The sequence below is a fragment of the Pseudomonas sp. PICF6 genome (assembly GCF_009831705.1).
In the GTDB taxonomy this organism is placed as follows: Bacteria; Pseudomonadota; Gammaproteobacteria; order Pseudomonadales; family Pseudomonadaceae; genus Aquipseudomonas; species Aquipseudomonas rhizophila.
Map to the genome: position 1 here is coordinate 18,698 of NZ_WUUD01000017.1, position 24,759 is coordinate 43,456.

General features: G+C 60.9%; 24 protein-coding genes. 17 read left to right on the plus strand and 7 right to left on the minus strand.

All coding sequences use genetic code 11. From position 1 onward, the window contains the following. Positions 1–29: 29 nt before the first annotated feature. On the minus strand, positions 30–950 hold the full coding sequence (locus tag GSM73_RS10375; protein ID WP_047230196.1) for a MurR/RpiR family transcriptional regulator: 921 nt from the start codon (positions 948–950) through the stop codon (positions 30–32). A gap of 312 nt (positions 951–1,262) precedes the next feature. Here GSM73_RS10375 and iolC point away from each other — a divergent pair, with 312 nt between their 5' ends. From iolC to GSM73_RS10440, 14 genes are all read left to right on the plus strand, one after another. Further along, positions 1,263–3,200, plus strand: a complete 1,938-nt coding sequence (iolC, locus tag GSM73_RS10380) for a 5-dehydro-2-deoxygluconokinase (protein WP_076385270.1) — start codon at positions 1,263–1,265, stop codon at positions 3,198–3,200. Between the two features lie 159 nt (positions 3,201–3,359). Next, positions 3,360–4,253, plus strand: a complete 894-nt coding sequence (gene iolE, locus GSM73_RS10385; RefSeq protein ID WP_047230198.1) for a myo-inosose-2 dehydratase — start codon at positions 3,360–3,362, stop codon at positions 4,251–4,253. Further along, complete coding sequence (gene iolB / locus GSM73_RS10390) at positions 4,250–5,059, plus strand: 5-deoxy-glucuronate isomerase (RefSeq protein ID WP_047230199.1); 810 nt, start codon at positions 4,250–4,252, stop codon at positions 5,057–5,059. The genes iolE and iolB overlap by 4 nt, the downstream gene beginning before the upstream one ends. 30 nt (positions 5,060–5,089) lie before the next feature. Then, positions 5,090–6,592 (plus strand): CoA-acylating methylmalonate-semialdehyde dehydrogenase, encoded by a 1,503-nt coding sequence (locus tag GSM73_RS10395; RefSeq protein ID WP_160892448.1) that lies wholly within the window; start codon positions 5,090–5,092, stop codon positions 6,590–6,592. A 30-nt stretch (positions 6,593–6,622) separates the two neighbouring features. Then, positions 6,623–7,444, plus strand: coding sequence for a TIM barrel protein (locus tag GSM73_RS10400; RefSeq protein ID WP_160892450.1), 822 nt, complete (start codon positions 6,623–6,625; stop codon positions 7,442–7,444). A gap of 165 nt (positions 7,445–7,609) precedes the next feature. Beyond that, the gene (gene iolD / locus GSM73_RS10405) at positions 7,610–9,541 is read left to right on the plus strand and encodes a 3D-(3,5/4)-trihydroxycyclohexane-1,2-dione acylhydrolase (decyclizing) (RefSeq protein WP_160892452.1); all 1,932 of its coding nucleotides are present in this window, start codon (positions 7,610–7,612) and stop codon (positions 9,539–9,541) included. Between the two features lie 29 nt (positions 9,542–9,570). Further along, the gene (locus tag GSM73_RS10410; RefSeq protein WP_076385262.1) at positions 9,571–10,581 is read left to right on the plus strand and encodes a Gfo/Idh/MocA family protein; all 1,011 of its coding nucleotides are present in this window, start codon (positions 9,571–9,573) and stop codon (positions 10,579–10,581) included. 219 nt (positions 10,582–10,800) lie between these two features. Then, on the plus strand, positions 10,801–11,853 hold the full coding sequence (locus GSM73_RS10415; protein ID WP_160892454.1) for a Gfo/Idh/MocA family oxidoreductase: 1,053 nt from the start codon (positions 10,801–10,803) through the stop codon (positions 11,851–11,853). A 142-nt stretch (positions 11,854–11,995) separates the two neighbouring features. Further along, on the plus strand, positions 11,996–12,148 hold the full coding sequence (locus tag GSM73_RS26415) for a hypothetical protein (RefSeq protein WP_171061383.1): 153 nt from the start codon (positions 11,996–11,998) through the stop codon (positions 12,146–12,148). 53 nt (positions 12,149–12,201) lie between these two features. Then, positions 12,202–13,128, plus strand: coding sequence for a sugar ABC transporter substrate-binding protein (locus tag GSM73_RS10420; RefSeq protein WP_076385258.1), 927 nt, complete (start codon positions 12,202–12,204; stop codon positions 13,126–13,128). 73 nt (positions 13,129–13,201) lie between these two features. Beyond that, a complete protein-coding gene (locus tag GSM73_RS10425) occupies positions 13,202–14,755 on the plus strand; it encodes a sugar ABC transporter ATP-binding protein (RefSeq protein ID WP_160892456.1) in 1,554 nt (517 codons plus the stop codon). A 43-nt stretch (positions 14,756–14,798) separates the two neighbouring features. Next, positions 14,799–15,821 carry an ABC transporter permease gene (locus GSM73_RS10430; protein ID WP_047230207.1) on the plus strand — a complete coding sequence of 341 codons (1,023 nt, stop codon included), beginning with the start codon at positions 14,799–14,801 and terminating at the stop codon, positions 15,819–15,821. 326 nt (positions 15,822–16,147) lie between these two features. Further along, on the plus strand, positions 16,148–16,552 hold the full coding sequence (locus GSM73_RS10435) for a TraR/DksA C4-type zinc finger protein (protein ID WP_003202859.1): 405 nt from the start codon (positions 16,148–16,150) through the stop codon (positions 16,550–16,552). Between the two features lie 561 nt (positions 16,553–17,113). After that, positions 17,114–18,337 carry a methyl-accepting chemotaxis protein gene (locus GSM73_RS10440; protein WP_370695191.1) on the plus strand — a complete coding sequence of 408 codons (1,224 nt, stop codon included), beginning with the start codon at positions 17,114–17,116 and terminating at the stop codon, positions 18,335–18,337. Positions 18,338–18,424: 87 nt separating this feature from the next. On the opposite strand, the gene GSM73_RS10445 is transcribed toward GSM73_RS10440, so the two are convergent. The 3 genes from GSM73_RS10445 to GSM73_RS10455 form a co-directional block, all read right to left on the minus strand. Beyond that, the gene (locus GSM73_RS10445; protein ID WP_107321655.1) at positions 18,425–18,661 is read right to left on the minus strand and encodes a DUF2789 family protein; all 237 of its coding nucleotides are present in this window, start codon (positions 18,659–18,661) and stop codon (positions 18,425–18,427) included. 87 nt (positions 18,662–18,748) lie between these two features. Next, positions 18,749–18,979, minus strand: a complete 231-nt coding sequence (locus GSM73_RS10450) for a hypothetical protein (protein WP_047230209.1) — start codon at positions 18,977–18,979, stop codon at positions 18,749–18,751. Positions 18,980–19,111: 132 nt separating this feature from the next. Beyond that, a complete protein-coding gene (locus tag GSM73_RS10455) occupies positions 19,112–19,348 on the minus strand; it encodes a hypothetical protein (RefSeq protein WP_139050514.1) in 237 nt (78 codons plus the stop codon). A 430-nt stretch (positions 19,349–19,778) separates the two neighbouring features. On the opposite strand from GSM73_RS10455, the gene GSM73_RS10460 reads away from it, so the two are divergent. The 3 genes from GSM73_RS10460 to GSM73_RS10470 all read left to right on the plus strand — a co-directional run bounded on the left by GSM73_RS10460 (position 19,779) and on the right by GSM73_RS10470 (position 21,994). After that, on the plus strand, positions 19,779–20,228 hold the full coding sequence (locus tag GSM73_RS10460) for a hypothetical protein (protein ID WP_047230210.1): 450 nt from the start codon (positions 19,779–19,781) through the stop codon (positions 20,226–20,228). Between the two features lie 191 nt (positions 20,229–20,419). Further along, complete coding sequence (locus GSM73_RS10465) at positions 20,420–21,430, plus strand: ABC transporter substrate-binding protein (protein ID WP_047230211.1); 1,011 nt, start codon at positions 20,420–20,422, stop codon at positions 21,428–21,430. Between the two features lie 126 nt (positions 21,431–21,556). Further along, on the plus strand, positions 21,557–21,994 hold the full coding sequence (locus GSM73_RS10470; RefSeq protein WP_047230212.1) for a DUF3995 domain-containing protein: 438 nt from the start codon (positions 21,557–21,559) through the stop codon (positions 21,992–21,994). Positions 21,995–22,017: 23 nt separating this feature from the next. Here GSM73_RS10470 and GSM73_RS10475 read toward each other — a convergent pair whose 3' ends face one another. From GSM73_RS10475 to GSM73_RS10485, 3 genes are all read right to left on the minus strand, one after another. After that, a complete protein-coding gene (locus tag GSM73_RS10475) occupies positions 22,018–22,338 on the minus strand; it encodes an isochorismate lyase (protein ID WP_139050512.1) in 321 nt (106 codons plus the stop codon). A gap of 265 nt (positions 22,339–22,603) precedes the next feature. Next, positions 22,604–23,740 carry a sugar ABC transporter permease gene (locus GSM73_RS10480; RefSeq protein ID WP_047228915.1) on the minus strand — a complete coding sequence of 379 codons (1,137 nt, stop codon included), beginning with the start codon at positions 23,738–23,740 and terminating at the stop codon, positions 22,604–22,606. Next, positions 23,741–24,759 (minus strand): ATP-binding cassette domain-containing protein (locus GSM73_RS10485; RefSeq protein WP_256676817.1); only part of this gene is annotated, 1,019 nt, incomplete at its 5' end. It abuts the gene before it with no gap.

The window sequence follows — 24,759 nt, forward strand, 5'->3', positions numbered from 1 at the left end:
GACGTCTCCTTCAGAAGAATCTTGCGGGGTTAATCCTCGAACCCGACCTGTTCATGGATTTCATCGACCTTGAGTTCCAGTCGGTAAGCCACGGCGATGAACAACGCCTGGCACAGGCACAACGTGGCACTCAACGAGCGGAAGGCGAAAGAGCTGCCTTCGTTCACCAACAGTACCGCATTGGCCCGTTTGGCCAGGGGCGACAGGTTGCTGTCGGTGATGATCAGCGTCTTGGCCTGATGATGCTGGGCAATGCGCAGGCAGTGCTGGGTTTCCTTGCCGTAGGGCGTAAAGCTGATGGCGATCACCAGGTCGTTGGCCCGCACGCTGCGCATTTGCTCGCGATAACTGCCCCCCAGGCCGGACACCAGATGGATGCGCTTGTTGGTGTGTTGCAGGTTATAGACCAGGTAATCGGCCACCGCGAACGAGCGTCGCACGCCGACCACATAGATGTTGTCGGCGTTGACCACCAGGTCTACGGCTTTGTCGAAGGCTTGATCGTCCAGCTCCAGGCCCAGACGCTCGATGCCCGAGAGGGTGGCGTTGACGCATTCGCGCGCCAGGTCGCCGCCGCTGGCTTTCTGCGACTTGTTGGCGATCATGCTGCGGATGCGTTGCTGGTAGTTCTGCACCGGCGTGGTCTTGTGGGTATAGGCCTCGCGAAACAAGGCCTGCATTTCGCTGAACCCGCTGAAGCCGAAACGCTGGGAAAACCGCACGATGGCCGACGGATGCACTTCGCATTCGCGCGCAATGTCGCTGATGCGATCGACCATGATCCGGTCGCTTTGCTGGCTCATGTAGCTGGCGATGCGTTTGAGCTGTCGCGGCAGGCTTTCATACTCGTCGGTAATCAGTTGCAGCAGGCGCTCGGCATTGATCGGTGGGCTTGAAAGGGCGGGTTCGGACGCGCTCTCGGACGGCGCCGGCAGATCGGGGCGGGTCATAGAAAATCCTTCTGGCTTGTTCTTATAGGCGGCCCGGGAAAAGGGCCGGCCCTCGACAATAGGTTGGCTGATCGCAGTCTACAGCGTAGGCGCGGGGAAAATCATGAGCAGACAACGTTGCGACACCTGCTGAAACGATGCACCGCGTCTGGCGCGCTTCAGTGACAGCGTATTGGAAAAAATATTCCACGTAAAAAATTTATAGAATAATTATTGATTATTGGCCGCTGCTCGTTTTAGTCTGCATCCACCAAGAGCGTTGGCGCCGGTTTCGGTGGCAAGCGCGGGCTGATAAAAATAACAGGAGCCAGCATGGGCCAGACTCGTTTTGCCAGTGGGCGTCAATTGGATGTGATCTGCCTGGGACGCCTGGGCGTCGACCTCTACGCGCAGCAAGTCGGAGCGCGCCTGGAAGATGTCGCAAGCTTCGCCAAATACCTGGGTGGCTCGTCGGCCAACATCGCCTTCGGCACCGCGCGGTTAGGGCTCAGGTCGGCGATGCTGAGCCGGGTAGGGGACGATCATATGGGCCGTTTCCTGGTGGAGTCCCTGGCCCGCGAAGGCTGCGACGTCAGCGGCATCAAGGTCGACCCTGAACGCCTGACGGCCATGGTCCTGCTGGGTATCAAGGACCGGGAAACCTTTCCCCTGGTGTTCTACCGGGAAAATTGCGCCGACATGGCGCTGCGCGCCGAAGACATCAATGAAACGTTCATTGCCTCCAGCAAGGCGCTGCTGATCACCGGCACGCATTTCTCTACCGAAAGTGTCTACAAGGCCAGCACCCAGGCGTTGGATTACGCCGAGAAACACAACGTCAAACGCGTGTTGGACATCGACTATCGCCCGGTGCTCTGGGGCCTGGCGGGCAAGGCCGATGGGGAAACCCGTTTCGTCGCCGACCAGAAAGTCAGCCAGCACGTGCAAAGCATCCTGCCGCGTTTCGACCTGATCGTCGGCACCGAAGAAGAATTCCTGATCGCCGGCGGCAGCGAAGATCTGCTGAGCGCGTTGCGTACCGTGCGCTCGCTGACGGCGGCGACCTTGGTGGTCAAGCTCGGCCCGCAAGGTTGCACGGTGATTCATGGCGCCATCCCGGCCCGGCTTGAAGACGGCGCGATTTATCCTGGTGTACGGGTCGAGGTCCTGAATGTATTGGGCGCAGGTGATGCGTTCATGTCGGGCTTTCTCGCCGGTTGGCTGGAGGACGCCAGCGATGAACGCTGCTGCCAGTTGGCCAATGCCTGCGGTGGCCTGGTGGTGTCGCGCCATGCCTGTGCCCCAGCGATGCCGACCCGGGCTGAACTCGACTACCTGTTCAATAGCCCGGTGCCGATTACCCGGCCGGATCGAGACGCGGCATTGCAACGTCTGCATCAGGTCAGCGTGCCGCGCAAACAGTGGAAGCAATTGTTCATCTTTGCCTTCGATCATCGCTGGCAACTGGTAGAACTGGCCCATAAAGGCGGGCGTGAGCTGGGCGCTATCAGCGCACTCAAGCAACTGTTCATCCAGGCCGTGGAACGGGTCGAAGCCGACCTGAAACGTCAGGGCATCGAGGCCGATGTCGGTCTGCTGGCCGACCAACGTTTCGGCCAGGACTCGCTGAACGCCGCCACTGGACGTGACTGGTGGGTTGCCCGACCAGTGGAGGTGCAGGGTTCACGGCCGCTGGCGTTCGAACATGGGCGCTCTATCGGCAGCAACCTGATCGCCTGGCCACAGGAACAGATCATCAAGTGCCTGGTGCAATTTCACCCCGACGACGAACCGCTGCTGCGCCTGGAACAGGAGGCGCAACTCATGGCGCTGTATCAGGCGTCCCAGGTCAGCGGCCATGAACTGCTGCTGGAAGTCATTCCACCCAAGGATCATCCGTCGCCGCACCCGGACGTGCTGTATCGCGCCCTCAAACGCCTCTACAACCTGGGCATCTTTCCGGCCTGGTGGAAAATCGAAGCCCAGACGGCAGACGAATGGAAGCAACTTGATGAGCTGATTCAACAGCGTGATCCCTATTGCCGAGGTGTGGTACTGCTGGGCCTCAACGCCCCGGCCGCCGTGCTAGCCGAGGGTTTCCGCCAGGCCAGCCAGAGCACAACCTGCCGTGGATTTGCCGTGGGACGGACAATCTTCCAGGAACCGAGCCGTGCCTGGCTGGCCGGGGAAGTCGACGATGAAACGTTGATCCGGCAGGTGCAGGGTAGGTTTGTGGAGTTGATCGAGGCGTGGCGTGCTGCGCGAAGTTAAAAGCTGTGAACACTGATCCTGTGGGAGCGAGCCTGCTCGCGATAGCCGACTGATAGTCAACATTAAGTCGCCTGACACACCGCTATCGCGAGCAGGCTCGCTCCCACAGGGTTCATCGCCGCCTTCAATGGTTAGGTAAAAACAATAAAAGGTGCAGCCATGCCCGCAATTCGAATTGGCATCAACCCGATTTCCTGGAGCAACGACGATCTGCCATCGTTGGGTGGCGAGACGCCGTTGAGTACGGCGCTGAGCGAAGGCAAGGAAATCGGTTACGAAGGTTTCGAGCTCAACGGCAAATTTCCCAAGGATGCCAAGGGCGTTGGCGATGTGCTGCGGCCCTATGACCTGGCGCTGGTCTCCGGCTGGTATTCCAGTCGTCTGGCCCGGCGCTCGGCGGCCGAAGAGATCGATGCCATCGCCAGCCATGTCGAGTTGCTGGCGCAAAACGGTGCGACGGTGCTGGTGTACGGCGAGGTGGCCGATTCCATTCAAGGCCAGCGCATCCCACTGATCGAGCGACCGCGTTTTCACACGGACGAAGCCTGGCAAGACTATGCCGAAAAACTCACCGAACTGGCGCGCTTCACCCTGTCCCGGGGTGTGCGCCTGGCGTATCACCATCATATGGGCGCCTATGTCGAATCGCCTTCGGACATCGACAAACTGATGGCCCTGACCGGCAGTGAGGTTGGCCTGCTGTTTGACTCGGGCCACTGTTACATGGGCGGCGGCGAACCCTTGCAGGTGTTGCGCAAGCACATCGAGCGCATTTGCCATGTGCATTTCAAGGACGTGCGCAAGCCTGTGGTGCAACTGGCGCGCAACAACCTCTGGAGTTTCCCCGACTGCATCGTCAACGGCACCTTCACCGTACCGGGTGATGGTGACATCGACTTTGCCGCGTTGCTGGACGTGCTGCTTGCCGCCGACTATCACGGCTGGCTGGTGGTCGAAGCCGAACAGGATCCGGCCGTGGCACCGAGTTATGCCTACGCCAAGAAAGGCTACGACACCCTGCGCGCCTTGCTGCAAGAGAGGACTGCGTCATGAGCCTGTTGATCAAAAGCCAGCCAAGCGGCCAGACCATAGTCCAGCTACCCGCCGACGAACTGGAGTATGTCGGGTTTGCCGCCTACCGCTTGAGCCTTGGTGAAAAGCTCCCGGTGGCTGCCGCCGACAAGGAACTGTGCCTGGTCTTGCTCAGCGGGCGCATCAGTCTCAAGGGTGAAGCACCGGGGCAGGGTGCCTTCGATTGGGACAACCTCGGTGATCGCCAGTCGGTGTTCGAGGATAAATCGCCCTACGCCGCGTATCTGCCGCCCGGCAGCCAGGCCCAGGTCACCGCCCTGAGCGATGTACAGATTGCCGTGTGTGCTGCGCCGGGTTCTGCGCAAAACAGTTACGGTCCACGGCTGATCCGCCCGGACAGCATGAAGCGCAGCGTGCGCGGCAAGGGCGCCAACACCCGCTATGTCTGCGACATCCTGCCCGACAGTGAGCCGGCCCACTCGCTGCTGGTGGTGGAAGTGCGCACGCCGTCGGGGCATTCGTCGAGCTACCCACCCCACAAGCACGACACCGACGACCTGCCGCACCAGAGCTTCCTGGAAGAAACCTATTACCACCAGGTCAACCCGTCCCAGGGCTTCGTGTTCCAGCGGGTCTATACCGACGACCGCAGCATCGACCAGGCCATGGCCGTGGAAAACAGCGACCTGGTGGTGGTGCCCAAAGGTTACCACCCGGTCAGCGTGCCCTACGGGTACGAGTCGTATTACCTGAACGTCATGGCCGGCCCGAAGCGGGTCTGGCAGTTCCATAACGATCCGCAGCACAGTTGGCTGCTTGATCTCTGATTTCCACCCTTTGCACGGAGAACAAGAACAATGAGCGATGCCCCGGTAGTAGGCCATTACATCAACGGTCGAGTGCAGGACAGCGACACGGTGCGGTTCAGCAACGTCTTCAACCCGGCCACCGGCGCGATACAGGCCCGGGTGGCGCTGGCCGAACCGGGCACCGTCGAGGCCGCGGTGGCCTCGGCGCTGGCGGCATTCCCGGGCTGGTCCGAGCAATCGTCATTGCGCCGTTCGCGGGTGATGTTCAAGTTCAAGGAATTGCTCGACCGCCATCACGACGAACTGGCGCAGATCATCAGTCGCGAGCACGGCAAGGTGCTGTCCGACGCCCACGGTGAAGTCACCCGCGGCATCGAGATCGTCGAGTACGCCTGCGGCGCGCCGAGCCTGCTCAAGACCGATTTCAGTGACAACATCGGCGGCGGCATCGACAACTGGAACCTGCGCCAGCCCTTGGGTGTGTGTGCCGGAGTCACGCCGTTCAATTTTCCGGTGATGGTGCCGCTGTGGATGATTCCCCTGGCACTGGTCGCCGGTAACTGTTTCATCCTCAAGCCTTCGGAGCGTGACCCGTCCGCCAGTTTGCTGATGGCTCGGCTGTTGACGGAGGCCGGGTTGCCGGACGGTGTGTTCAACGTGGTCCAGGGCGACAAAGTGGCGGTAGATGCGCTGTTGCAGCACCCGCATATCGAGGCGATTTCTTTCGTCGGCTCCACGCCGATTGCCGAGTACATCCACCAGCAGGGCACGGCGAACGGCAAGCGCGTGCAGGCGCTTGGCGGGGCGAAAAATCACATGATCGTCATGCCCGACGCCGACCTCGACCAGGCGGCGGACGCATTGATCGGCGCGGCCTACGGCTCGGCCGGTGAACGCTGCATGGCGATTTCCATTGCCGTGGCGGTGGGGGACGTGGGCGATGAATTGATTGCCAAACTGTTGCCGCGCATCGATCAGTTGAAGATCGGCAACGGCCAGCAACCCGGCACCGACATGGGGCCGCTGGTGACCGCCGAGCACAAGGCCAAGGTCGAAGGCTTCATCGACGCCGGGGTCGCCGAGGGCGCGCGCCTGATCGTCGACGGCCGTGGTTTCAAGGTGCCGGGGGCCGAGCAGGGGTTCTTTGTCGGGGCGACGCTGTTCGACCAGGTCACCGCCCAGATGAGCATCTACCAGCAAGAGATCTTCGGCCCGGTGCTGGGCATCGTTCGCATGGCGGATTTCGCCAGCGCCGTGGCCTTGATCAATGCTCACGAGTTCGGCAACGGCGTGTCCTGCTTCACCCGTGACGGCGGCATTGCCCGGGCGTTTGCCCGCAGCATCAAGGTCGGTATGGTGGGCATCAACGTGCCGATTCCGGTGCCCATGGCCTGGCATTCCTTTGGCGGCTGGAAGCGCTCGCTGTTTGGCGATCACCATGCCTACGGTGAAGAAGGTTTGCGCTTTTACAGCCGCTACAAAAGCGTGATGCAGCGCTGGCCCGACAGCATCGCCAAGGGCCCCGAGTTCAGCATGCCGACTGCCCAATAACCGTTTATGAATGCCGGAGGGATAACAACAATGAACAAGCCCCTGCGTTTTGCCTTGAACCGAATGGTTGCTCCGCGCCTGTCACTGCCCGATTTCATTGACCTGGCGCTGGCGCTGAAAACCGATGCCATCGAGATCCGCAACGATCTGAAGGGCGTCGAGATCGAAGACGGCATGCCGCCGGCCCGCGTGCGTGAGTTGTGCGAGGCGCGGGGCATCAAGGTGCTGTCGATCAATGCGCTGTATCCCTTCGACGTATGGAACGAGGAGCGCCGTGCCCAAGCCGTGCGGCTGGCCGACTATGCTCGCGAATGCGGCGCCGAGGGGTTGGTGATGTGCCCGCTCAACGAGCGCGCCGACCCGCGCGGCGAGGCCGAACGCGCGGCGGGGCTGCGTACGGCCCTCAGTGAGCTGGCGCCGATCCTGCGGGCTTTCGGCATCTACGGTTTCATCGAGCCGTTGGGGTTTGAAGAGTGTTCGCTGCGACGCAAGCGCACGGCAGTGGAAGCGATCAAGGCCATTGGCGGGCTGGATGTGTTCCGTCTGGTGCATGACACCTTTCATCATCACCTGGCCGGTGAGCAGGAATTTTTCCCCGAGCTGACCGGGCTGGTGCACATCTCCGGTGTCGAGGATGCCCAGGCACCCTTGACGACCATCCGCGACGGCCACCGCGTGCTGGTGGGCGAGGCCGACATTCTCGGCAATGCCGCGCAGATCGAGGCGTTGCGGGCCGGTGGTTACGAGGGCTACCTGTCCTTCGAACCCTTTGCCCAGAGCATTCATGAACTGGCCGACATCCGCCAGGCGTTGGGGGCGAGCATGAACCATCTGCGCAATCCCCAGGCCTGACACCGTCATCAATATGATGAAGAACCCCTGTGGGAGCGAGCTTGCTCGCGATGGCGGCAGCACATTCAACAGATAAGTCGCCTGAAATACTGTTATCGCGAGCAAGCTCGCTCCCACAGTGGACTGAGCCAGCCGCCAAATTTGCATTCCAGACAAGGTGCAAGCATGACCACAACACGACTGACCATGGCCCAGGCCCTGGTGAAATTCCTCGATAACCAGTACGTCGAGGTCGATGGCGTCCAGAGCAAATTCGTCGCCGGGGTCTTTACGATTTTTGGCCACGGCAATGTGCTGGGCCTGGGTCAGGCGCTGGAGCAGGACAGCGGTGACCTGGTGGTCCATCAGGGTCGCAACGAGCAGGGCATGGCCCACGCTGCCATCGGTTTCGCCAAGCAGCATCTGCGCCGCAAAATCTACGCCTGTACTTCGTCGGTCGGCCCCGGCGCGGCGAACATGCTGACCGCCGCCGCCACCGCGACGGCCAATCGCATCCCGTTGCTGCTGTTGCCTGGTGATGTCTACGCCAGTCGCCAGCCGGACCCGGTGCTGCAGCAGATCGAACAGTTCCATGACCTGAGCATCAGCACCAACGATGCGTTCAAGGCCGTGAGTAAATACTGGGATCGCATCAACCGCCCCGAGCAACTGATGAGCGCCGCGATCCACGCCATGCGCGTGCTCACCGACCCGGCCGAAACCGGCGCGGTGACCCTGGCGTTGCCCCAGGACGTGCAGGCCGAAGCCTACGATTACCCCGATTACTTTCTGCAAAAGCGCGTTCACCGCATCGACCGTCGCCCGGCCACCGAAGCCATGCTCGGCGATGCCCAGGCGCTGCTCAAGGGCAAGCGCAAGCCGCTGATCATCTGCGGCGGCGGGGTGAAATACGCCGGAGCCAACGCAGCGTTGCAGGCTTTTGCCGAGCGCTTCGAAATCCCCTTTGCCGAGACCCAGGCCGGCAAGAGTGCGGTGGTGTCCAGTCATCCACTGAACGTCGGAGGCGTCGGTGAAACCGGTTGCCTGGCGGCGAACCTGCTGGCCAAGGAAGCGGACCTGATCATTGGTATCGGCACCCGCTACAGCGATTTCACCACCGGGTCCAAATGGCTGTTCCAGCATCCGGATGTGCAGTTTCTCAACCTCAACATCAGCCCTTGCGATGCCTTGAAGCTTGACGGTGTGCAACTGCTGGCCGACGCGCGCTCAGGCCTGCAGGCTTTGTCCGCCGCGATGGGTGACTATCGTGCCGAATGGGGCGGGCAGATCACTGATGCCAAAGCCCAACTGGATGCCGAAGTGGACCGGATCTATCAGGCTGACTTCCAGACCCAGGACTTCGTCCCAGAGATCAACGATCACCTGGACCCGGCGGTGTTTCGTGAATTCATCGAACTCACCGGTTCCTGCCTGACCCAGAGCCGCGTGCTGGGCACCCTCAACCAAGCCCTGGCCGATGAGGCGATCATCGTTGCCGCCGCCGGCAGCCTGCCCGGCGACTTGCAGCGCAGCTGGCGCAGCAAGGGGGTCAACACCTATCACGTCGAATACGGCTATTCGTGCATGGGCTATGAGGTAAACGCGGCGCTGGGCGTGAAGCTGGCCGAGCCCGACAAAGAGGTCTATGCCCTGGTGGGTGATGGCTCCTACATGATGCTGCATTCGGAGCTGGCGACCTCGATCCAGGAGCGTCGCAAGATCAATGTGGTGCTGCTGGACAACATGACGTTCGGTTGCATCAACAATTTACAGATGGGCAACGGCATGGACAGCTTCGGCACCGAGTTCCGCTTCCGCAACCCGGACACCGGCAAGCTCGATGGCGGCTTCGTGCCGGTGGACTTCGCCATGAGCGCGGCGGCCTACGGCTGCAAGACCTACAAGGTCAAGACCCTCGACGAACTCCACGCGGCCCTGGCCGATGCGCGGCTGCAAACGGTCTCGACCCTCATCGATATCAAGGTCTTGCCCAAGACCATGATCCACAGCTACCTGTCCTGGTGGCGGGTCGGCGTGGCGCAAGTCTCCACCAGCGCGCGCACCGATGCGGCCGCCCAAACCCTCAATGAACGACTGGCCGAGGCTCGCCAGTATTAACAGCCCCAACCCTACGAAAGGAGTTTTTCATGTCTTTGAAGCTGGGCGTCATCGGCACCGGGGCCATCGGCCAGGACCATATCCGTCGTTGCAGCCAGACCTTGCTCAACAGCCAGGTGGTGGCGGTGACCGACATCAACCTCGCCCAGGCGGCGAAGGTGCTGGCCGACTTGAAACTGACCGCCGAGGTGTATCCCGACGGGCATGCCTTGATCAATGCGCCGGACGTTGAGGCGGTCCTGGTCACTTCCTGGGGGCCGAGCCACGAAGAGTTCGTGCTGGCGGCAATCGCGGCGGGTAAACCGGTGTTCTGTGAAAAGCCCCTGGCGGTCACGGCCGAAGGCTGTCGCAAGATCGTCGAAGCCGAAGTCGCCCATGGCAAGCGGCTGGTTCAGGTCGGTTTCATGCGCCCTTACGATGAAGGCTATCGAGCGCTCAAGGCGGTGATCGACAGCGGTCAGATCGGCGAACCGCTGATGCTGCACTGCGCGCATCGCAATCCGAGCGTGGGGGAGAACTACAAGACCGACATGGCGATCACCGACACACTGATCCATGAGCTGGATGTGCTGCGCTGGCTGCTGGCCGATGACTACGTTTCGGTGCAGGTGGTATTCCCGCGCAAGACCAGCAAGGCGCTGGCGCACCTGCGCGATCCGCAGATCGTGTTACTGGAAACCGCCAAGGGCACGCGCATCGATGTGGAGGTTTTCGTCAATTGCCAATATGGCTACGACATCCAGTGCGAAGTGGTGGGGGAGACGGGCATCGCCAAACTCCCGGAGCCGTCCCAGGTGCAACTGCGCAGTGGCGCCAAGCTGTCCAATGCGATCCTGATGGATTGGAAGGATCGTTTCATCGCGGCCTACGACGTCGAATTGCAGGCTTTCATCGACGGCGTGCGCGCCGGACAGGTGGGCGGGCCGTCGGCCTGGGACGGGTTCGCCGCGGCAGTGGCGGCCGATGCCTGTGTTCAAGCGCAGCAGAGTGGGCAGATCGTCAAGGTCGAACTGCCCGAACGCCCGCGTTTCTACGGCTAACCACAATCCGCTGTGGGAGCGGATTGACCTGAAGGTACTCCCACAAGGATTCGGTGGCGGACGCCGAATCTGTGAGCAGCCAAGAGCGCCTGTGGGAGCCGAGCTTGCTCGCGATGACGGCGGCACACTCAGCATCAATGCAAGCTGATCCACCGCCATCGCGAGCAAGCTCAGCTCCCACAGGGATTGCATTCATTCAGTGATTAACCAGGAGCTTTCATGCGAATCGGACTAGTAGGCTACGGCAAGGGCGGACGGTTTTTCCATGCGCCGCTGATCAGCAGTCTGCCCGGGGCTACGTTTGTCGGCGTGGTGACGCGGTCCGCTGAGCGGCGCCAGCAACTGGCGAGCGAGCACCCGCACGCCCAAGCCTTCGATACCCTCGAACAGTTGGTGGCCGCAGGCGTCGATGCGGTGGTGGTGTCCACGCCGCTGGACGGTCGCCCGGCCGTGGTCATGCAGGCCATTGAACTGGGTATTGCAGTGGTCAGCGACAAACCTTTCGCCCTTGATGCCGCACAGGCCGAGGCGATGGTGCTGGCCGCCGAGCAGCGCAACGTGCCGCTGACCGTGTATCAGAACCGCCGCTGGGATTCGGACTACCTGACTTTGCGCAAACTGCTGGAGTCCGGTGCGCTGGGGCAGGTCATTCGCTTTGAGTCCAGCGTCGAGCGTTATTCGCCAACATCGGTCGGCAAAGGCAGCGGCGGCGGGTTTCTGCGGGACCTGGGTAGCCATCTGGTGGACCAGGCGCTGCAACTGTTCGGCCCGGTGACCAGGGTTTACGCCGAGCTGGATTACCGGCAACCCGGGCAGGTGTTCGACAACGGTTTTTTTATCTCCCTGACCCATGCCAGCGGCGTGCTTTCCCACCTGAGCGGCAGTTGCCTGCAAAACGCACCGCGCCCGCGCTTTCGGGTCAGCGGCACCGGAGGCTGCTACACCGTCGAGGGCCTGGACGGCCAGGAGGCCCAGGCGCTGGCCGGGTTGAGCCCGGCGACCGAGGGTGAGCGCTGGGGGAGCGAAGAGCATCGGCGCTGGGGCTGGTTCGAGCAAGGCAGCGAGCGCGAGCGTGTGGCGTCGGAGCGCGGCTGCTGGATGGCGTTCTACCAGCGCCTGCAAACCGCGTTGCAAGGCGTTGGTCCTTTGCCGGTGGAGGCCCGTGATGCCCTGGCGACCACTCGCATCCTCGACGCTGCAAGGCTGAGCGCCGAGCAGGGCGAAGTGGTGGTTTTGGCCACGTCTGTCGGCCATGGAATAAAAAACGAATAAAATTCTAAAATGAGTTGATATGGAAAATATTTTCCAATAAAGTCGATTCCAGGTTACCGACACCCCTGTTCGTCTTTTGCCAAGTCAGCTTTGAGCAAATGACGGACAAAACAAAAACAAGAAACACAGCCAGGTACCGTCGATGAAAACCTTCAGCCGTTCTGCGTTTCACCTGCCAAGCTCGCTGCGCCTGTGCGCAATCCTTCCCCTGTTCGAATCCCTGTGCATTCAGCGCAACGGCACCGTGGTGTGTTGCATGCCCGGTGCGCCCATCGTGCGTTTGCCCCGTTCCTGAGATCCATCACGCCTTATCCATAAAACCAACAAAAAAGTGGAGAAAGACCGTTCATGAAGACCAAGACCCGTATCGCCTCGCTGGCCCTGTCGTTGATGCTCACCAGCGGCGTCGCCCTGGCGGACCTGAAGATCGGCGTCAGCATGTCCCAGTTCGATGACACCTGGCTGACGTACCTGCGTGAGTCGATGGACAGCAAAGCCAAGTCCCTGCCGGATGGCGTCACCTTGCAGTTCGAAGACGCACGCAGTGATGTGGTCAAGCAACTGAGCCAGGTGGAAAGCTTTATCAGCCAGAAGGTCGACGCAATCATCGTCAACCCGGTGGACACTGCCGCCACCCAGCGCATCACCAAGGCCGCGGTCGCCGCCGGGATCCCGTTGGTGTACGTCAATCGCCGTCCCGACGACCTGAAACTGCCCGCAGGCGTGGTGACCGTGGCGTCCGACGATCTGGAAGCCGGCCGGATGCAGATGCAATACCTGGCCGACAAAATGTCGGGCAAGGGCAACATCGTGATTCTGCTGGGTGACCTGGCGAACAACTCCACCACCAACCGCACCAAGGGTGTCAAGGAAGTGCTGGCCAAGTACCCCGACATCAAGATCGAACAAGAGCAGACCGGTATCTGGTCGCGGGATAAAGGCATGACACTGGTGAACGACTGGCTGACTCAGGGCCGTGAGTTCAATGCCGTGGTCTCCAACAATGACGAAATGGCCATCGGCGCGGCCATGGCACTCAAGGGTGCCGGCAAGGAGAAAGGCAGCGTACTGATCGCCGGGGTCGATGGCACGCCGGACGGCCTGAACGCCGTGAAGAAAGGCGAGATGGCGGTCTCGGTATTCCAGGACGCCAAGGGCCAGGCCGACGGTTCGATCGACACGGCGGTGAAAATGGTCAAGAAACAGCCGGTCGAGCAGGCCGTATGGGTGCCGTATCGCCTGATCACGCCGGAAAACGTCGATCAGTTCAAGTGACGTTTAACGTACTGCTACCACAACAATAAACAGGCGAGGTCGCCCACTGACCTTGCCGAGGGAGTACCTGATCATGTTCGCTTCAGCGACTGCTTCGAGCGCCCCGGCGATGACTTTCCGGCCGGACGTAATGCCTGATGAACCGTATCTGCTGGAAGTCGTCAACGTCAGCAAAGGCTTTCCCGGTGTGGTGGCCCTGTCGGATGTGCAATTGCGGGTGCGCCCCGGTTCCGTGCTGGCTTTGATGGGCGAGAACGGTGCGGGCAAATCCACCCTGATGAAAATCGTGGCCGGCATCTACCAGCCGGACGCCGGTGAACTGCGCCTGCGGGGCAAGCCGGTGAAGTTCGACACACCTCTGGCAGCCCTGCAGGCCGGCATCGCGATGATCCACCAGGAACTGAACCTGATGCCCCACATGAGCATCGCTGAAAACATTTGGATCGGCCGCGAGCAGCTCAACGGCCTGCATATGGTCGATCACGGGGAAATGCACCGCTGCACCGCCAAGTTGCTGGAGCGCCTGCGCATCAACCTCGATCCTGAAGAGCAGGTGGGCAACCTGAGCATTGCCGAGCGGCAGATGGTCGAGATCGCCAAGGCGGTGTCCTACGACTCTGACATTCTGATCATGGACGAGCCGACCTCGGCCATCACCGAGACGGAGGTCGCCCATCTGTTTTCGATCATCGCCGACCTCAAGTCTCAGGGTAAGGGCATCATCTACATCACCCATAAAATGAACGAAGTGTTCGCCATCGCCGATGAAGTGGCGGTGTTTCGCGACGGCGCCTACATCGGCCTGCAACGGGCCGACAGCATGGACGGCGACAGCCTGATATCAATGATGGTCGGGCGCGAACTGAGCCAGTTGTTCCCGGAACGGGACAAACCCATCGGCGATCTGGTGCTGTCGGTGCGTGATTTGAGCCTGGAGGGCATTTTCAAGAATGTGTCCTTCGACTTGCATGCCGGAGAAATCCTGGGCATTGCCGGGCTGATGGGCTCGGGCCGGACCAACGTGGCCGAGGCGATCTTCGGCGTGACGCCCAGCACAGGCGGCGAGATCCTGCTCGACGGGCAACCGGTGCGCATCAGCGACCCGCACATGGCCATCGAGAAGGGGTTCGCGCTGTTGACCGAGGATCGCAAGCTCAGTGGCCTGTTCCCGTGCCTGTCGGTGCTGGAAAACATGGAAATGGCCGTGTTGCCCCATTACGTCGGCAACGGCTTCATCCAGCAGAAAGCCTTGCGCGCGTTGTGCGAAGACATGTGCAAGAGGTTGCGGGTCAAGACCCCGTCCCTGGAACAGTGCATCGACACCTTGTCCGGCGGCAACCAACAGAAGGCCCTGCTGGCCCGATGGCTGATGACCAACCCACGCATCCTGATCCTCGACGAGCCGACCCGTGGCATCGACGTTGGCGCCAAGGCCGAGATCTACCGGCTCATTTCCTACCTCGCCAGCGAAGGCATGGCGGTGATCATGATTTCTTCGGAGCTGCCGGAAGTACTGGGCATGAGCGACCGGGTGATGGTGATGCATGAAGGTGACCTGATGGGCACGCTGGACCGTAGCGAGGCGACCCAGGAGCGGGTAATGCAGTTGGCTTCTGGCCTGTCCTGATAATAGAGGGCGCAAGCTCGCCACAGAGAAAAAGGTGAATGCTATGAACGCGATACTGGAAAACAAACCCGCGGCCGCACCGGCCAGGACACGTCGGCGGCTGCCGACAGAACTGAGTATCTTCCTGGTGCTGATCGGCATCGGCCTGGTGTTCGAAGTGTTTGGCTGGATCATGCGCGACCAGAGTTTCCTGATGAACTCCCAGCGCCTGGTGCTGATGATCCTGCAAGTGTCGATCATCGGTCTGCTGGCCATCGGTGTGACCCAGGTGATCATCACCACCGGTATCGACCTGTCGTCCGGCTCGGTGCTGGCGTTGTCGGCCATGATCGCCGCCAGCCTGGCCCAAACCTCGGATTTCACCCGGGCGGTGTTTCCCTCCCTGACTGACTTACCGGTGTGGATACCGGTGGTGGCGGGGTTGGGCGTTGGGCTGTTGGCCGGAGCGATCAACGGCAGCATCATCGCCATCACGGGTATCCCGCCCTTTATCGCCACCCTCGGCATGATGGTCTCGGCCCGCGGTCTGGCGCGTTACTACACCGAAGGCCAGCCGGTGAGCATGTTGTCCGATTCCTATACCGCCATCGGCCATGGCGCCATGCCGGTGATCATTTTCCTGGTGGTGGCGGTGATCTTCCATATTGCCCTGCGCTACACCAAGTACGGCAAGTACACCTACGCCATCGGCGGCAACATGCAGGCGGCACGCACCTCGGGCATCAACGTCAAACGCCATCTGGTGATCGTCTACAGCATCGCCGGGCTGCTGGCGGGGCTGGCCGGGGTGGTGGCCTCGGCGCGGGCCGCCACCGGGCAGGCCGGCATGGGCATGTCCTATGAGCTGGACGCGATTGCTGCGGCCGTGATCGGCGGCACTAGCCTGGCCGGTGGGGTGGGGCGCATCACCGGAACGGTGATCGGCGCGCTGATCCTCGGGGTCATGGCCAGTGGCTTCACGTTCGTCGGCGTGGATGCCTACATTCAGGACATCATCAAGGGCTTGATCATTGTGGTGGCGGTGGTCATCGACCAGTACCGCAATAAGCGCAAACTCAAACGCTGAAGGTCCTTACGCTGCGACAAAGCGCCACGCCTGACCCGCGTGGCGTTGCCATTTGTCTTCTTGATACAGCTATTGAATCGAATTTCTTGTTATAAACGCACTCCGATGACTGCCAAAAGCTTGTCAGAGAACATTTAGAAGGGTTGTCGGACATTTTCCCTATGTTTTCAGTTGCTGAGGCTTCGACTCGGCCTTAGACTGCCGCCCCTCGTAAATTGAGTGCCGGGTGGCGCTTGGAATAGACGGCGCCTTCCCGATGAGCGTGGCAGCGCGCTGCGGGACGCTTCATAATTCGCCTTAATGCACGTTTTTTTATAGAGAAATCAATGACAAAGGAAAAGTTGCTGGCCATGCCGGCGGATGACTACATGAATGCCGAGCAGCTGGCTTTCTTCACCAAGCTGTTGCAGAACATGAAAGTGGAAACCCACGAGCGCATCGAACAGAACCGAATCGCCATTGAGAGCCTGGATACCCCGGCTGACCCGGCGGACGCTGCTTCCGTAGAAGAAGAGCGGACCTGGTTGGTCAACGCCATCGATCGCGACCAGCGCATGCTGCCTCAGCTGGAGCAGGCCCTGGACCGTATCAACGACGACAGCTTCGGCTGGTGTGATGACAGCGGCGAGCCGATCGGCCTCAAGCGCCTGCTGATCAGCCCGACCACCAAGTACTGCATCGAAGCGCAGGAACGTCACGAGCAGATCGACAAGCACCAGCGTCAGGCCTGATCCGCGTTTCAGAAAAGATCGCAGCTTTCTTCGGGAAGCTGCGATCTTTTATTTTTTTCTGCGCCTGTTCGTCTACTTCCGTTGACCCCCCGCAAGAACGCGACTAATGGACCATGGATAATGGCTCCGTAGTGGCGTTTAATGCAGGTATAACAACGAGAAATGTGGGTGATCAACATGGCGACAGACGGTTCCGTGGCGAATGCGGCGCAGGTGCAGGTGCCTGTAACCAACAGCATGGCGCGCTGGTTGACGCCGACCTTGCAGAGTCTGGCGCTGACATTGCTGCTGTGCGGCATGACGTTGGGCGGCTGGTCGTTGTATCTGGGCCTGCCCCTGGCGATGCTCATCGTCTGGCTGCCGCGCCTGCGCTCGCGCCTGGCCGCCGCGCCTGAGCCGGTAGCCGCGGACAAGCTGGCCGAGCTGACCCGTGATCTGTCCTACACCACCAGCCATAACGCGTTGTCGGCGGCCGGCGTCGCCTATTCGGTCAAGCAACTGGCTGGCAAGGTCCAGTCGCAGCTCGACGCGGCGGCGCAGATCGTCGGCAATGCCGAATCGATGATCACCACTGAACAGGCCACCTCGCAACTCAGCCAGCAGGCCCTGAGTGCCGCCAGTGAGGCCCATCGCAGTAGCGTTGCCGGGCGTAGCGAACTGGTGGAGTCCATCAGCCGGATGCATCAGCTCAGCCAGCGCGCGAACGACAGCCGCGAGTTGATCGAGGCGCTGAGCGTGCGCAGCGATGAAATCCAGCGGGTCAGCCTGGTGATTCAGTCGATCGCCAGCCAGACCAACCTCCTGGCGCTCAACGCGGCCATCGAAGCTGCACGGGCCGGCGAGCACGGTCGCGGCTTCGCGGTGGTGGCGGACGAGGTCCGTGGACTGGCCGGGCGTACGGCCGCGGCCACCGGCGAGGTCGGGGTCATGGTTGCGGATATCCAGCAGCGCACCGCCCAGGTGGTGGAGCAGATCCGGCAACTGGCCAGCGACCTGGACAGTGGCGTGCAGCAGGTCGAGCACACCGGTCAGCACCTGGAAAACATAGCCCGGCTGGCGGCCGGCGTTGAAACCCAGGTCAGCGCCATCGCCCAAGGCACTGACACCAATCGCGAACAACTCGACAGCCTGTTTCACGCCATCGAACAGATGCGCAGTGACCTGTCCATCAGCGACCAGCAGACCCAGCGCCTGGCCCAAGCGGCAGTGCAAATGGAGGGCCAGGCCGAAACCATCAGCGAACGCCTGGCCGAGGTTGGCCTGGACGATTATCACCAACGGGTCTACGACCTGGCGCGCGAAGGGGCGAGCCAGATCGCGGCCCAGTTCGAGGCAGACATTGACCAGGGTCGTGTCAGCCTGGAGGACCTGTTCGACCGCAGCTACCAGCCCATCCCCAATACCCAGCCCGCCAAGTTCCAGACCCGTTTCGACCGCTACACCGATCAGGTCCTGCCAGCTATCCAGGAACCTTTGCTCGCCCGGCACGAAGGCCTGGTATTCGCCATTGCTTGTACTCAGGAAGGTTATGTACCGACCCACAACAAGGTCTTCAGTCAACCCCTGACCGGCGATCCGCAAGTGGACACGGTGAACAATCGCACTAAACGCAAGTTCTCCGACCGCACCGGGATTCGTTGCGGTAGCCACCAGCAGCCCGTGCTGTTGCAGACCTACACCCGAGATACGGGTGAGCTGATGCATGACCTTTCCGTGCCGATCATGCTCAAGGGGCGTCATTGGGGTGGTTTGCGGCTGGGTTATAAGCCCGAGAAGCCGCGCTAGGCTGGCCCGCGCTGGGGGGCTGGGCACGGCTGCTGCGCAGCCGAGCGGAAGCAAGCTCCCTTGTCACAGGGGTTAAAGGGTTGAGGGTTATTTACCGTCGTGCAAGCGGACATTCAATTGATCCACCAGCACTGCCTCCTCGCCGTCAGCGAGCAGCCATTCGCGCAGTAGATCTTTCTGTTGCTCCGACCAGAAGTCGGCCTCCACCAGTTTGATCTCCGGCTCCAGCGGATAGGCCATGATGAAGTCATCAATGGCTTTGTCATCCGAAGGCAGGCCGAGTTGATCGAACAAGGTACTCAGTTCGTGCGAGGGCTGTTCCATGGGGTTCTCCTTTGGGTGGGCGCCGTCATGGCGCCTCGGTTGCTTCCCTTTATCTGAGGCAAACGCCCGTCAGGAGTTCGATCGGGTTCAGGCTTTCAACGCGCCTTCATCCACTGCGAGTTTCAGGGCTTTTGCCGCTGCCCGCGCAGCCTCGGCGGCGAGTTCGGGGGTTTTGAACCAGCGATCCTTTTCCACCTGATGATAACGGGTGGTGGTCAAGGGGGGCTTGGCGCGCATCACGATGACAGCCTGAAATTCGCCTTCGACCTCTCTGGCCTCACCCCGGATGAAAAACTCGCCAATATCAAATTCCGTCACGTCGCGCCTTTCCTTCACAAGTCATAGTATGGGTGCGCGATCGTCAATGGGGGACGGTCTTCGCTGGGCAGGCAGTATGGCAGCAGTTGCCTGTCGCGGCTGAGTTAAGTGATGGGCGTGTGGTATCTCAGGTCAAACGCTTCGTTCCAGACGCCTGGCCAGGTAACAGGCCTCGTTATGATCGGTACGGAAACCTCTTACACGGCCAGTCGAGGTTTCTTCAATATGGAAAAAGCACTTGCCGGCCAGAACCACCCGATAACGCGGTTGAAACAAAGAAACCGGCAGGTAATGGACTTGGTCAAACCCGTCAGGCTTGTCAGCGATGCAAGGGGTGAGGGGTTGGGTCAGGGTTGTGAAAGTGGCCATGTGAATTCCTTTTCTATGGTTTACCGACGAATTACCGAGTGTTTTGAGTAGTCTCCACGCCTGCGGCTGCTCTAGAATCGGCAGCACCGTGTGGATGGCTGTGCCTATCTAAAGCAATTTTTTTTGCCCTCGATGTCAGAAAAATGCTTTTCTAAGTGAGAAATTTCCCTAAAGTTAGTAGTCCCACCTTTTCCGATGCTCAGAGTGGCGTTTTCCTTCAGCCTCTGACGACCCCGCGGGAAAGACGGCGAGAGTGGCAATCCTTTAGTCTTCTCTCGCCCCGGGGCAGGGCACGCCGTTCACTTCGAATTTTCAGTTACAGGTCCATTGCGACACACACAGTCGGCACGGGGTCTCGTGGTCCGTCCTTTTCAGAGGGCGGGCCGTTTACAAAGATGGGGATGTTTCCTTGGCAGTAAGTAATCTCGACATGCATGCGTTATTCGTACTTGGTGATCTGCGGGCAAAGCTGGTCAAGCAGTTCCAGTCGCGCTTCGTCTACATCACCGAGCAAACCGCCGAAGGTATTTATGTTGCCGAAATCGATACTGAATCGGCCCTGGTGGTCGATGACAAACCCAGGCTTGAACTCAAAGTCGGTGATCATTTTCGTGCAGCGGTATTGCCCAGCCGTGAAGGTGGCAAGTTTGAAATCCGCTTTCGCGATATCAAGCTGACGGTCTATGGCCTTGGGGATTACGCCTTCGTGGCCACCCCCGGTGGCCACGCGATCCTGTTCAAGGAAGGGCACAGCGTGCTGACTGTTTTCGCCGCCAACGAGCAGTTGCACGAGGGCCTGACCAAGACCCTCAAGGCCGTGACCGCCAAAGCCGCCAAGTGGCGCAAAGGTGAACTCGTCACCTTCAAGGCCAGCGAGTGATGTGCACCACGTCAGCCTGATGGATGTGATAGGCGGGCTGACACAGCGTTCGGGTTTTGCGCCCTGCCAACGGTTTTCGCAAGGTCTGCGTGGAACCTCGGCTACAGTCAGTTGACTGAATTATTCAGAGGCTTGCGTCCGGTTACGCAGGACCGTTGAGCTATCGCTGTGTCTGGTACGAGGTGCAACGCATGAAACGAGTTCGACAGTGGTTGGCTGCCTGGGCCACCTGTGCGGTGTTGGTTTCGTCACTTCCGGCATCGGCCGCGCAGGCGCCGATCCATTTTGCCGACCTGAATTGGGAAAGCGGCAGTCTGATCACCGATATCCTGCGGGTCATCGTCGAAAAGGGTTATGGGCTGCCGACCGACACATTGCCGGGCACCACCATTACCCTGGAAACGGCGCTGGCCAACAACGACATCCAGGTGATCGGGGAAGAGTGGGCCGGTCGCAGCCCGGTGTGGGTCAAGGCCGAGGCCGAAGGCAAGGTGATCGCCTTGGGCGATACCGTCAAGGGTGCGACCGAAGGCTGGTGGGTCCCGGAGTATGTGATCAAGGGCGACCCGGCCCGGGGCATCAAGCCTCTGGCGCCGGATTTGCGCAGCGTCGAAGACCTGGCGCGCTACAAGCATGTCTTCAAAGACCCGGAAAGCCCCAGCAAGGGTCGCTTCCTCAACAGCCCCATCGGCTGGACCTCCGAAGTGGTCAACAAGCAGAAGCTCAAGGCCTATGGGTTGTCCGACAGCTATGTGAATTTCCGAAGTGGTTCGGGGGCGGCGCTGGATGCGGAGATCAGCTCGTCGATCCGCCGGGGCAAGCCGATCCTGTTTTACTACTGGTCGCCTACACCGCTGCTGGGACGTTTTAAGTTGGTGCAGTTGCAAGAGCCTGCGTTCGATGCCGAGGCCTGGAAAACCCTGACCGATGCCGACAACCCCAACCCCAAGCCAACCCGCTCCCTGGCCTCGAAGCTGTCGATTGGCGTATCCGCGCCGTTTCAGAAGCAACACCCGGACATTGCCGAGTTCTTCAGTAAAGTTGATCTGCCGATCGAGCCGTTGAACAAGGCCCTGGCCGACATGAGCGAAAAGCACACACCGCCGCGTGAAGCCGCCGAGGCGTTCCTCAAGGCCCATCCACAGGTCTGGCAGGCCTGGGTGCCCAAGGAGGTTGCCGACAAAGTCGCCGCCGGTCTGTAGCGCGCCAGGTTGAACTCTTGATCTTGAGCAGTGCGTCATTCGCCGAAAACCGGCAGTCTGCGCCCGTGCGGCGAAATGCCGAATTCGAGCTAGGATGATTGTTCAACCTTTCAAGGAGGCTGGCGAATGACGCTTTTAGTGGCTCGGTCGCTGGTCGCAGTATTTGCGACCATCAGCTTGATTCATTTGTATTGGGCCCTGGGCGGGCGATGGGCGGCCCTGGCGGTCGTGCCTCAGGTTCCGGTGAGGCAAGGAGAGTCGCTGCGTCCGGCGTTCAACCCATCGGGATGGCTGACGCTGCTGGTGGCCCTCGCGTTGCTGCTGATTGCAGTTCTGGTGTGCCTGCGGGTCGGCTTGCTGGCACCGCCCGTCACCCATCGAGCGTTGCAATGGCTGATCAGCGCAATCGCCTTGCTGATGTTCGCCCGCGCCATTGGCGAATCGAACCTGGTGGGTTTCTTCAAGGAGGTCAAGGGCTCGACGTTCGCCAAGCTCGACACCTGGGTCTATTCACCGTTATGTGTCGTGCTTGGCGCCGGCCTGTTGACGGTTGCCTGGGCCTGAGCGCAGGGCGCTTGTCGTGTCGATCAGGTCCCGGATCGAAGAGCCGTCCAGTGTTCCATCTCCTGGGCGATGAAGTGATTCACCAGGTCACTGTACATTTTCTCGATCGCATCCGGGCTAAGGCCCTCGGCCTCGGCCCATTGACGCCGGGTCGCCAGCATGGCCTGGAAGCGCTCCGGCGCACGCACCGCCGTGGCTGAGGTCTTGAACTTCGACGCTGCCAGTACGTACTGAAAGCGTTGGCCCAGCAGTTTGATAACGGCCTGGTCAAGGGCATCGATCTCGCGGCGGATGTCTTCCATATTCGCGCAATCGCAGGGCTGTAGCTGAGTGTGGACTTCCATGCAGTCACTCCTTGTTAAAGTAGGAACGGCCCAATCCGAGCCGATCTTCGATAAGACAGGAAACACCTTGCGCAAGCAAGGCCCCGTCGCCACAGAGGTAAATTCCTACGAGATTTTCGGATCACCTTTTGCCGCACCGCTGTGAGTGCACGGCTTTCTGTGGGAGCAAAGCTTGCTCGCGATGCAGGCACCTCGGCCCCCCGGAAGACCGCGTCATCTTCATCGCGGGCAAGCCTTGCTCCCACCATAGGTGAGCGCCTAACCACTAGCGCCGCCCCGTGCGTGTACTCACATCCACCCAGACCGCCAGCACCAGAATGCTGCCCTTGACGATCATCTGCCAGTAACTGTCGACGTCGAGCATGGACATGCCGTTGTCCAGGCTGGTGATCACCAGCGCGCCGAGCAGGGCGCCGTAGACGGTGCCGGAGCCGCCGCGCATGGAGGTGCCGCCGATGAAGCAGGCGGCAATGGCGTCGAGTTCACCCATGCTGCCGGCCGAGGGGGAGCCCGCGGCCAGGCGTGCGGTGTTGACCACGCCGGCGAGGGCGCACATCACGCCCATGATGCCGAAGATCCACAGCTTCACCGCCTGCACGTTGATGCCGGACAGGCGCGTGGCTTCCATGTTGCTGCCCACCGAGTAGACCCGTCGCCCAAACACGGTCTGGCTGGTGACGTAGCTGAACACGCCGAGCAGCATCAGCAGAAGCAGCACGGGAACCGGAATCCCGTCGTAGCTGTTGAGGGTATAGACGAACCCGGCCAGTACCGCGCCGATCAGCACCACGCGCAAGACGTCACGCACCAGAGAGTGGGCCGCCAGGCCATGCAGGGCGCGATTGCGCCGCTGTTTCCAGGTCAGGAACAGGGTCAAGGCAAACAGCAGCACGCCCAGGCCCGTGCCGACGGAGTGCGGCAAATAACCCTGGCCGATGTAGACCAGCTCCGGTGACACCGGGGCGATGGTGGTGCCGTCGGTAATCCCCAGCAGAATGCCGCGAAAGGCGAGCATGCCGCCCAGGCCGACAATGAACGACGGGATGCGCAGGTAGGCGGTCATGTAGCCGTTACCCAGGCCAATCACCAGGCCGCACAAGGCGACCAGGCTCAGGTTCGCCAGCAGCGGGATGTGATAGATCACGTCGAGAATCGCCGCCAGGCCACCGAGCAATCCAAGCAGTGAACCCACCGACAGATCGATCTCGCCGCTGATGATCACCAGCACCATGCCGCAGGCCAGAATCCCGGTGATGGACATCTGCCGCAGCAGGTTGGAGAGGTTGCGCGGAGTCAGGAACCCGCCCTCGGTCTGCCAACTGAAAAACAGCCAGATCACCGCCACGGCGATCACCAGCGCGAGCATTTTGTAGCGGCTGAAGAGTTGCTTGACCTGATTCATCTACGCGGACTTCCGATCATTATTGTTATGGTCTTCGGGGTGGCTGAGGGCGGCGGCGAGCACCTGTTCCTGTGTGAGTTCGTGGTTGATGAAATCGCCGCGCAATTGGCCTTCGCCGATCACCAGCACGCGGTCGGACACCCCCAGCATTTTGGCCAGCACGGCTTTTTGCTGGTTGCCGCCGGAGAGGCTGGTGATCGGCAGGAACGGGCTCGCGGTCTTAAGGTGCATGCGCGAGATTTCCCGGTCGATGCTGCCCAACTCCGCTTCGGTGTCGATACGGGTCATTTTCGAGTAGTTGTCCAGCACCGCCAGGGTGATGTTCTGGCCCACCCCCAGGTCGGGAATGATGCCCTGGCGCTTGCGGTCTTCAGGCACCATGCACAGGCCTGCGCGGATTGACTTGAGGGGCGTGCGCGTGTCGATCGGTTGGCCGTCGAGCCAGACTTCGCCTTCATGACGGCCGGGGTAGGCGCCGAACAGCGCCGACACCAGTTCCGTGCGACCGGCGCCGACCAGCCCGGCGATGCCGAGTATTTCCCCGCGCTTGAGGACGAACGAAATGTCGTCGACCCGTTTGCGTTTGGGGTTGTCGACGTCGTAGCAGGTGATATGGCGCGCCTCGAAAATCACCTCGCCGATGTCATGGGGTTCGGTGGGGTAGAGGTTGCTCATTTCTCGTCCGACCATCTGGGTGATGATCTTCGGGATGTCCATGTCGGTCATGGCGGTGGTGGCGATGTGTTTGCCGTCGCGGATCACCGAAATGGTGTCGCACACGGCGGCCACTTCATCGAGCTTATGGGAGATGTACACGCAGGCGACGCCCTTGGCCTTGAGGTCGCGGATGATGTCCAGCAGCACCTCGATTTCCGAGCGGGTCAGGGCCGAGGAGGGTTCATCGAGAATCAGCAGGCGCGCCTGTTTGTTCAGCGCCTTGGCGATTTCCACCAGTTGCTGGTAACCCCCGCCGTATTGTGAAACCGGCAGCGAGACGTTCATGTCCGGCACCTTGAGTT

What these genes read in the sequence shown, in the direction of transcription:
- GSM73_RS10430 (WP_047230207.1), top strand. Translation starts at nt 14,799, where the DNA reads ATGAACGCGATACTGGAAAACAAACCCGCGGCCGCACCGGCCAGGACA.
- iolC (WP_076385270.1), top strand. Translation starts at nt 1,263, where the DNA reads ATGGGCCAGACTCGTTTTGCCAGTGGGCGTCAATTGGATGTGATCTGC.
- GSM73_RS10440 (WP_370695191.1), top strand. Translation starts at nt 17,114, where the DNA reads ATGATCACCACTGAACAGGCCACCTCGCAACTCAGCCAGCAGGCCCTG.
- GSM73_RS10410 (WP_076385262.1), top strand. Translation starts at nt 9,571, where the DNA reads ATGTCTTTGAAGCTGGGCGTCATCGGCACCGGGGCCATCGGCCAGGAC.
- GSM73_RS10425 (WP_160892456.1), top strand. Translation starts at nt 13,202, where the DNA reads ATGTTCGCTTCAGCGACTGCTTCGAGCGCCCCGGCGATGACTTTCCGG.
- GSM73_RS26415 (WP_171061383.1), top strand. Translation starts at nt 11,996, where the DNA reads ATGAAAACCTTCAGCCGTTCTGCGTTTCACCTGCCAAGCTCGCTGCGC.
- GSM73_RS10445 (WP_107321655.1), bottom strand. Translation starts at nt 18,661, where the DNA reads ATGGAACAGCCCTCGCACGAACTGAGTACCTTGTTCGATCAACTCGGC.
- GSM73_RS10395 (WP_160892448.1), top strand. Translation starts at nt 5,090, where the DNA reads ATGAGCGATGCCCCGGTAGTAGGCCATTACATCAACGGTCGAGTGCAG.
- GSM73_RS10415 (WP_160892454.1), top strand. Translation starts at nt 10,801, where the DNA reads ATGCGAATCGGACTAGTAGGCTACGGCAAGGGCGGACGGTTTTTCCAT.
- GSM73_RS10465 (WP_047230211.1), top strand. Translation starts at nt 20,420, where the DNA reads ATGAAACGAGTTCGACAGTGGTTGGCTGCCTGGGCCACCTGTGCGGTG.
- GSM73_RS10455 (WP_139050514.1), bottom strand. Translation starts at nt 19,348, where the DNA reads ATGGCCACTTTCACAACCCTGACCCAACCCCTCACCCCTTGCATCGCT.
- iolE (WP_047230198.1), top strand. Translation starts at nt 3,360, where the DNA reads ATGCCCGCAATTCGAATTGGCATCAACCCGATTTCCTGGAGCAACGAC.
- iolB (WP_047230199.1), top strand. Translation starts at nt 4,250, where the DNA reads ATGAGCCTGTTGATCAAAAGCCAGCCAAGCGGCCAGACCATAGTCCAG.
- iolD (WP_160892452.1), top strand. Translation starts at nt 7,610, where the DNA reads ATGACCACAACACGACTGACCATGGCCCAGGCCCTGGTGAAATTCCTC.
- GSM73_RS10435 (WP_003202859.1), top strand. Translation starts at nt 16,148, where the DNA reads ATGACAAAGGAAAAGTTGCTGGCCATGCCGGCGGATGACTACATGAAT.
- GSM73_RS10470 (WP_047230212.1), top strand. Translation starts at nt 21,557, where the DNA reads ATGACGCTTTTAGTGGCTCGGTCGCTGGTCGCAGTATTTGCGACCATC.
- GSM73_RS10475 (WP_139050512.1), bottom strand. Translation starts at nt 22,338, where the DNA reads ATGGAAGTCCACACTCAGCTACAGCCCTGCGATTGCGCGAATATGGAA.
- GSM73_RS10480 (WP_047228915.1), bottom strand. Translation starts at nt 23,740, where the DNA reads ATGAATCAGGTCAAGCAACTCTTCAGCCGCTACAAAATGCTCGCGCTG.
- GSM73_RS10375 (WP_047230196.1), bottom strand. Translation starts at nt 950, where the DNA reads ATGACCCGCCCCGATCTGCCGGCGCCGTCCGAGAGCGCGTCCGAACCC.
- GSM73_RS10400 (WP_160892450.1), top strand. Translation starts at nt 6,623, where the DNA reads ATGAACAAGCCCCTGCGTTTTGCCTTGAACCGAATGGTTGCTCCGCGC.
- GSM73_RS10460 (WP_047230210.1), top strand. Translation starts at nt 19,779, where the DNA reads ATGCATGCGTTATTCGTACTTGGTGATCTGCGGGCAAAGCTGGTCAAG.
- GSM73_RS10420 (WP_076385258.1), top strand. Translation starts at nt 12,202, where the DNA reads ATGAAGACCAAGACCCGTATCGCCTCGCTGGCCCTGTCGTTGATGCTC.